Annotated in this window: 5 protein-coding genes; 1 reads left to right on the top strand and 4 read right to left on the bottom strand. The window is 69.4% G+C overall.

Features of this window, described 5'->3' with window-relative positions; genetic code table 11:
- Positions 1–249 precede the first annotated feature (249 nt).
- Entirely contained in the window at positions 250–2,826 is a 2,577-nt protein-coding gene (gene pepN / locus FNH08_RS41010; protein WP_322726287.1) for an aminopeptidase N, read from the bottom strand.
- A 122-nt stretch (positions 2,827–2,948) separates the two neighbouring features.
- On the opposite strand from pepN, the gene FNH08_RS41005 reads away from it, so the two are divergent.
- Positions 2,949–3,620, top strand: a complete 672-nt coding sequence (locus tag FNH08_RS41005; RefSeq protein WP_152776603.1) for a mycothiol-dependent nitroreductase Rv2466c family protein — start codon at positions 2,949–2,951, stop codon at positions 3,618–3,620.
- A 123-nt stretch (positions 3,621–3,743) separates the two neighbouring features.
- Here the strand turns inward: FNH08_RS41005 and FNH08_RS41000 are convergent, their stop codons facing one another.
- From FNH08_RS41000 to FNH08_RS40990, 3 genes are all read right to left on the bottom strand, one after another.
- Entirely contained in the window at positions 3,744–3,977 is a 234-nt protein-coding gene (locus tag FNH08_RS41000) for a hypothetical protein (protein ID WP_152776602.1), read from the bottom strand.
- Between the two features lie 304 nt (positions 3,978–4,281).
- Positions 4,282–5,676, bottom strand: a complete 1,395-nt coding sequence (locus tag FNH08_RS40995) for an amino acid permease (RefSeq protein WP_152776601.1) — start codon at positions 5,674–5,676, stop codon at positions 4,282–4,284.
- A gap of 121 nt (positions 5,677–5,797) precedes the next feature.
- Complete coding sequence (locus FNH08_RS40990) at positions 5,798–6,688, bottom strand: TauD/TfdA dioxygenase family protein (protein ID WP_152776600.1); 891 nt, start codon at positions 6,686–6,688, stop codon at positions 5,798–5,800.
- Between the last annotated feature and the right edge of the window lie 45 nt (positions 6,689–6,733).

The raw sequence follows: 6,733 nt of genomic DNA, 5'->3' as shown, positions 1-6,733 counted from the left end.
GGGGGAGAGCGGGGTGTTGTTCATGACCCGGAGATTCCCGTGTCCGATCCGCCCTTTAACCGCTGTTACACGCTCGTAGGTAAATGCGGACAAGGCCGCCCTAAAGGACGCGCGTTCGAGTGCCGAGAGTGGCTGGTCCGGACGGGTAGCGGTAGGGGTTACGGCTCCGAATACCTGAATTTCGTAACCGCACGATGGGGGCACCGCGTCAACCTGCGGTGCCCCCGCCCAAGTGCCGTACGCTCGCGACTACTTCGCCGCCGCCGCGTCACACGCCTGGCCCCGCAGCGTCCGCGCCAGATCGTCCCGCGCCTCCAGGACCAGCCTCCGCAGCGCCGGCGGGGCGTCCTCGTGCGCCGACAGCCACGCGTCGGTGGCGTCCAGCGTGGCCGGGGAGTCCTGCGACGAGGGGAACAGGCCACTCACCACGTCCATGCCGATCTGGATGGAACGGTCCGCCCACACCCGCTCGATCGCCGCGAAGTACTTCTCCGTGTACGGTGCCGTCAACTCCCGCTGGGACGGCTGGGCGAAGCCCGCGATCGTCGCCTCCACCAGCGCGTTGGACAGCGTGTCCGACTCCACCACCGACGCCCACGCCTGCGCCTTCACCGCGGCCGAGGGGCGCGAGGCCAGACAGCGCACCTGGTGCCGCTTGCCGGACGCCGTGTCGTCACGGGCCAGTTCGGCCGCGAGCACCGACTCGTCGGCCACCCCGTGCGCGGTCAGCGGTCCCAGGAACGCCCATCGCAGCTCCTGGTCCACCTCCAGACCGTCGATCTTGGCGGTGCCCTCCAACAGGCCCCGCAGCAACTGGAGTTCGGCCGGGCTCGACGCGACGGCCGCGACGAAACGGGCCCAGGCCAGCTGGTGCTGGCTGCCCGGCTCGGCCAGCCGCAGCTCCCGTACGGCACCGTCCGCGAGCAGCCGGCCGCCTTCCTCGCGCCACTCGGGTGCCGCGTAGTACGTGAGCGCCGAGTCGGCCCAGGCGTGCAGCATCTGCAGCACGCCGATGTCGGACTCCCGCCCGGCGAACCGCAGCACCAGGTCCACGAAGTCCCGCGCCGGCAGGATCGCGTCCCGCGTCAGGTTCCACAGCGCCGACCAGCACAGCGCTCGCGCCAACGGGTCCGCGATGTCGCCCAGGCGGGCGCGCAGGGTCGCCAGCGAGTTCTCGTCGAAGCGGATCTTGCAGTACGTGAGGTCGTCGTCGTTGACCAGCACCAGCTCGGGGGCCTCCGCACCCGCCAGCTCGCCCACAACCGTGCGCGGCCCGTCGACGTCCACCTCGACGCGCGCGTACCGCTCCACCGCGCCTCCGGCCGCCCGCCGGTACAGCCCGACCGCGACCCGGTGGGGCCGCAGCTTCGGGTGGGACTCCGGTGCGTCCTGGACGATCGCCAGCTCACCGACCCGGCCCTCGCCGTCCAGCAGCACCTGCGGAGTGAGCGAGTTGACCCCGGCGGTCTGCAGCCACGCCCGCGACCAGGTGGCCATGTCCCGCCCGGACGTCTCCTCCAGCACCGACAGCAGGTCACCGAGGCGCGTGTTGCCGTACGCGTTCCGCTTGAAGTACCGCCGCGCGCCCTCCAGGAAGGCGTCCCGGCCGACGTACGCGACGAGTTGCTTCAGCACGGAGGCACCCTTGGCGTACGTGATGCCGTCGAAGTTGAGCTTCGCGTCCTCCAGGTCACGGATGTCGGCCGTGATGGGGTGCGTGGAGGGCAGCTGGTCGGCGCGGTACGCCCACGACTTGCGGTTGTTGGCGAAGGTGATCCAGCCGTCGGTGAACCGGGTCGCCTCGACCATCGAGAAGACGCCCATGAAATCGGCGAAGGACTCCTTCAGCCACAGATCGTCCCACCACACCATGGTCACCAGGTCGCCGAACCACATGTGCGCCATCTCGTGCAGGACGACGTTCGCCCGCCGCTCGTACGACGCCCGCGTCACCTTGCCCCGGAAGATGTACTCCTCGCGGAAGGTGACGAGCCCGGGGTTCTCCATCGCGCCGAGGTTGTACTCGGGCACGAAGGCCTGGTCGTACTTCCCGAAGGGGTACGGGTAGTCGAAGTGGTCGTGGAAGAAGTCCAGCCCCTGCTTGGTGACGAGGAAGACGTCGTCGGCGTCGAAGTAGGGAGCGAGGCCCTTGCGGCACAACGCGCCCAGGGGGATCTCCAGCCGCGTACCGTCCTCGAAGGTCCGCTCGTACGTGTCCGTCACGTGGTGGTACGGGCCCGCCACGACCGCCGTGATGTACGTCGAGATCGGCTTGGTCTCCGCGAACCTCCACACCCCGTCGTGCGGCTCCCCGACCCCGTTGCTCCAGACCGTCCAGCCCTCCGGAGCCCGCACCTCGAAGCGGAAGGGCGCCTTCAGGTCCGGCTGCTCGAAGTTGGCGAAGACGCGGCGGGAGTCGGCCGGCTCGTACTGCGTGTAGAGGTAGACCTCGCCGTCCTCCGGGTCGACGAAGCGGTGCAGTCCCTCACCGGTGCGGGAGTAGGCGCACTGGGCGTCGACGACGAGTTCGTTGTCGGCCGCCAGGTCCTCCAGGACGATCCGCGCGCCGTCGAAGACCTCACTCGGGTCCAGGTCCTTGCCGTTGAGGGAGACCGAGGTGACGCTCGGCGCGACCAGGTCGGCGAAGCTGGTGGCGCCCGGGTCGGCGCAGCGGAAGCGGATGGTGGTGACCGAACGGAACGTGCGCGGCTCGCCGTCTGCGTCGCCGACCGCGGACCGCAGGTCCAGCGACACGTCGTACCCCTCGACGGACAGCAGAGCGGCCCGCTCCTGAGCCTCGTCGCGGGACAGATTCTCACCGGGCACGGGCGGCACTCCCTCGGGGCGGTGTTCGACATACGGACAGGCCGATCCTGCCATGCGGTGCGGGAATGACGGTGGCGTCTGCTGGTGTTGCCCGGGGAAACGAGCGCCTTCCGAGGAGAGCCATGTCCGAGCAGACCCCGCAGTCCTCCGCTTCGACCTCCGGCAAAACCCCCGTCGACTTCTGGTTCGACCCGCTGTGCCCGTGGGCCTGGATGACCTCGCGGTGGGTCCTGGAGGTGGAGAAGGTGCGCGACATCGAGGTCCGCTGGCACCTGATGAGCCTCGCGGTCCTGAACGAGGACAAGCTGGACGAACTCCCCGAGCAGTACCGCGAGATGCTCGAGACCAAGGCATGGGGCCCGGTACGGGTGGTCATCGCCGCGCAGGAGGAGCACGGCGCCGAGGTGCTCGGCGACCTCTACACCGCGCTCGGCACCCGCGTCCACAACCAGGGTGAGGGCATCGAGAAGGACGTCGTGGCCCGGGCGTTGAAGGACGTCGGCCTGCCCGATTCCCTGATGGACCACTGGGACTCCACTCCCTACGAGCCCCAGCTGCGCGCCTCCCACAACGAGGGCATCGAGAAGGTCGGCCAGGAGGTCGGCACCCCGGTCATCGCGGTCCCCGGCTCCGACGGCGAACAGATCGCCTTCTTCGGCCCGGTCGTCACCCCGGCCCCCCAGGGCGAGGAGGCCGGCAAGCTCTGGGACGGCACCCTCCTGGTCGCCTCGGTCCCGGGCTTCTACGAGATCAAGCGCACCCGCACGAAGGGCCCGGACTTCAGCAACCTGTGACCTCCGGCGGTTGGGCGGGGGGCGTCTCGTCTGCCGGGTTCCTGTCGGGGGGGGCGAGTGCGGGCGCGTCGTGGCTTGTCGCGCAGTTCCCCGCGCCCCTGAAAAGCCACCCGCAACGGACCGTCACTCGAGATCATCCGGCAGCCGTTTCGTCAGCCGGAAATGCCTTTCGTGGCCGTGCGTACGAAGGTTGAGGCACACCGTGCCATCCGGCCGGACGTTGACGCACTTGTAGTAGTTGTCGCTGATCGGGTTGCCGAGCTGATCCTGGAGCCAGTCCCTCTGGCCGGAGGTCAGCGGCTCGTGGTTCTCCTCGGACCGGCACGTCCGGCAGGTCAGGCGCTTCGCTGTGGGCATCCCGCAACGATGGCCCGGAGCCTGCCGTACCGGAAGCATCCGACGGCAGAATCGCCCGAATAGGAGAAACCCCCGCGAGTCACCTCCTCGCGGGGGTTTCTCCTTCCAGCCGCCTGCCCGATGAGCGGTGAGAAGACGATCACGAGCAGGACGTTTCACACGTTCCATGATGGCTCTTATTGCAATTGGCTTGCAAGAACAAGCTATCAGCAAGAGAGTATGAGGGCATGCCCTCGGCATGCGAAAGGGCCCTCGCGCGAAACCGTCCGTCCTCCGTGCGAGGGCCCTGCGCCGCCCGTGTGGCTCAGCTCCTGCTGCGCGCCCTCTGCCACCCGTACCCGGCGCCCGCCAGAACCAGCGTCATCACGCCCGTCGCGTACAACTGCACCCGCGTGTCCGGCTCCCGCGCCATCAGCACGAAGATCGTCGCCATCCCCGCGAGCGCGACCCACGTCAGCGCCGGGAACGCCCACATCCGTACGACCAGCCGCTCGGGCGTGTCCCGCTCCAGCCGGCGGCGGAGCAGCAACTGCGAGACCGCGATGAAGACCCAGACGACCAGGATCACGGCGCCGATCATGTTCAGCAGCCAGGCGAAGATGTCGTCCGGCCGCCAGTAGCTCAGCAGCACGCACACGAACCCGAACACGCAGGAGACCAGGACCGCGACCCGCGGCACCCCGCCGGAGACCCTCGCCAGCACCTTCGGACCCTGCCCCCGCGTCACCAGCGAGTACGCGATCCGCGAGGAGCCGTAGATGTTGGCGTTCATGGCCGACAGCAGGGCCACGAGCACGACCACGTTCATCAGCTGGGCGGCGCCCGGGATGCCGAGCTGTTCGAGGGCGGCGACGTACGGGCCCTTCTCGACGACCGCCTTCTCGTTCCACGGGACCAGGGTGACGACGACCGCCATCGAGCCGATGTAGAAGAACGCGATGCGGAACATCGCCGTACGGACCGCGCGGGCCACACCCTGGACCGGATCCTCCGACTCGGCCGCCGCGATGGTGACCGTCTCCAGGCCGCCGTACGCGAACACCGAGGCGAGCAGGCCGATGACGAGACCTTCGCTGCCGTTCGGCAGGAAGCCGCCCTCGCCGGTGAGGTGGGTGAGGCCGGGGGAGTCCGTGCCCGGCAGGACCCCGGCGACCGCCAGCACACCGAGGGCCAGGAACAGCGTGATCGCGCCGACCTTCAGTGCGGCGAACCAGAACTCGAACTCGCCGAAGTTCTTCACGGCGGCCAGGTTCGTGGCGAGGAAGACCAGCATGAACAGCGCCACCCATCCCCACTCGGGCGTGTCGGGCAGCCAGTCGGTCATGATCTCCGCGGCGCCGATGCCCTCCAGTCCGACGGCCGTGCAGAGCAGCACCCAGAAGGCCCAGCCGGCGGTGAAGCCCGCCCACGGACCGAGGGCGCGTTCCGCGTGCGCCGAGAAGGAGCCCGACGACGGATACGCGGCCGACATCTCGCCGAGCATCCGCATCACCAGCATGACCAGCAGGCCGGAGAGCGTGTACGCGACGACGATCGACGGCCCGGCGGCGGCGATACCCGCCCCGGATCCGACGAACAGTCCCGCGCCGATCACCCCGCCCAGGGCGATCATCGACAGGTGGCGCTGTTTGAGGCCGTGGGAGAGGGAGGCGTCCGCGACCGGGGTCCTGGTCGCGGCGTCCGGGGTGGTACGGGGCATCGGCGCGGCTCGTCCCTTACGTGCGGTGGGCAAAAACGCCCACAGTGTGGGCGCTCCCTCCTACCCCGGAGAGGGAGTGCCCACACTGTGGACGCGCTCGGTGCGCAGCGTACGGGTGCGGTTACGCGACCTTCGTGTAGTGCGAGGCGTCGCCCTCGATCGAGTAGCTCTCCTTGCCCTCGACCCCGGCCGGGACGTCACCGGCGACGGTCACACGGTGCAGGCGGCGCGGCAGGCCGTCGTAGTTGTCGATGGCGTAGTGCTGGGTGATGCGGTTGTCGAAGATGACGAGCTGGTTGGGGGACCAGCGCCAGCGCAGCACGTTCTCCGGGCGGGTCACGTACGACTGGAGCAGGTCCAGGATCTTGCGGGACTCGCCCACCGACAGGCCCACGATCCGCTGGGCGAACCCGCCGATGAACAGCCCGCGTTCACCGGTCAGCGGGTGGACGCGGACGACCGGGTGGGCCGTGCGGTACTTGATGGACGTGAACTGGGCGCGCTGGGCCGCCTTGTCCGCGTCGATGTCCTCGTCCGGCACCGCGTAGTCGTAGTCGTTGGTGTGCTCGGCCCACAGGGTGTCGGCCAGCAGCCGCAGTGGCTCGGGAAGGTCCCGGTAGGCGGCCGCCGCGTTGGCGATCAGGGTCTCGCCGCCGTACGGCGGGATCGTGATGCTGCGCAGAGTGGTGGCCTGCGGCGGGTTGACGACGAACGTGACGTCCGTGTGCCAGTGGTTGGCGCGGCCGCGCTCGCTGTCCACGGGCAGCACGTTCGCGGCGCCGTCGACGGCGGGCACCGTCGGGTGGGCGGTGGTGATGTCACCGAAGTGGCGGACGAACGCCTGGTGGCTCTCGTCGTCCAGATGGACATCGTCGAAGACCAGCGCCTTGTGGACGTTCAGCGCCTCGCGCAGGGCGGCGACGGTCTCCTCGTCCAGCGGCTTGGCGATGTCGACGCCGACGACCTGGGCGCCGATGTTTCCGGTGACCTTGCGGATCTCGATCTCGGGCATGGTGCGGTTCCTCTCGGGAACGGGTGAGGGCGGGCAGGGAGAAGC

This window comes from Streptomyces spongiae (assembly GCF_009377185.1).
Lineage (GTDB): Bacteria > Actinomycetota > Actinomycetes > Streptomycetales > Streptomycetaceae > Streptomyces > Streptomyces spongiae.
This window is presented reverse-complemented; position numbering and strand designations above follow the sequence as displayed.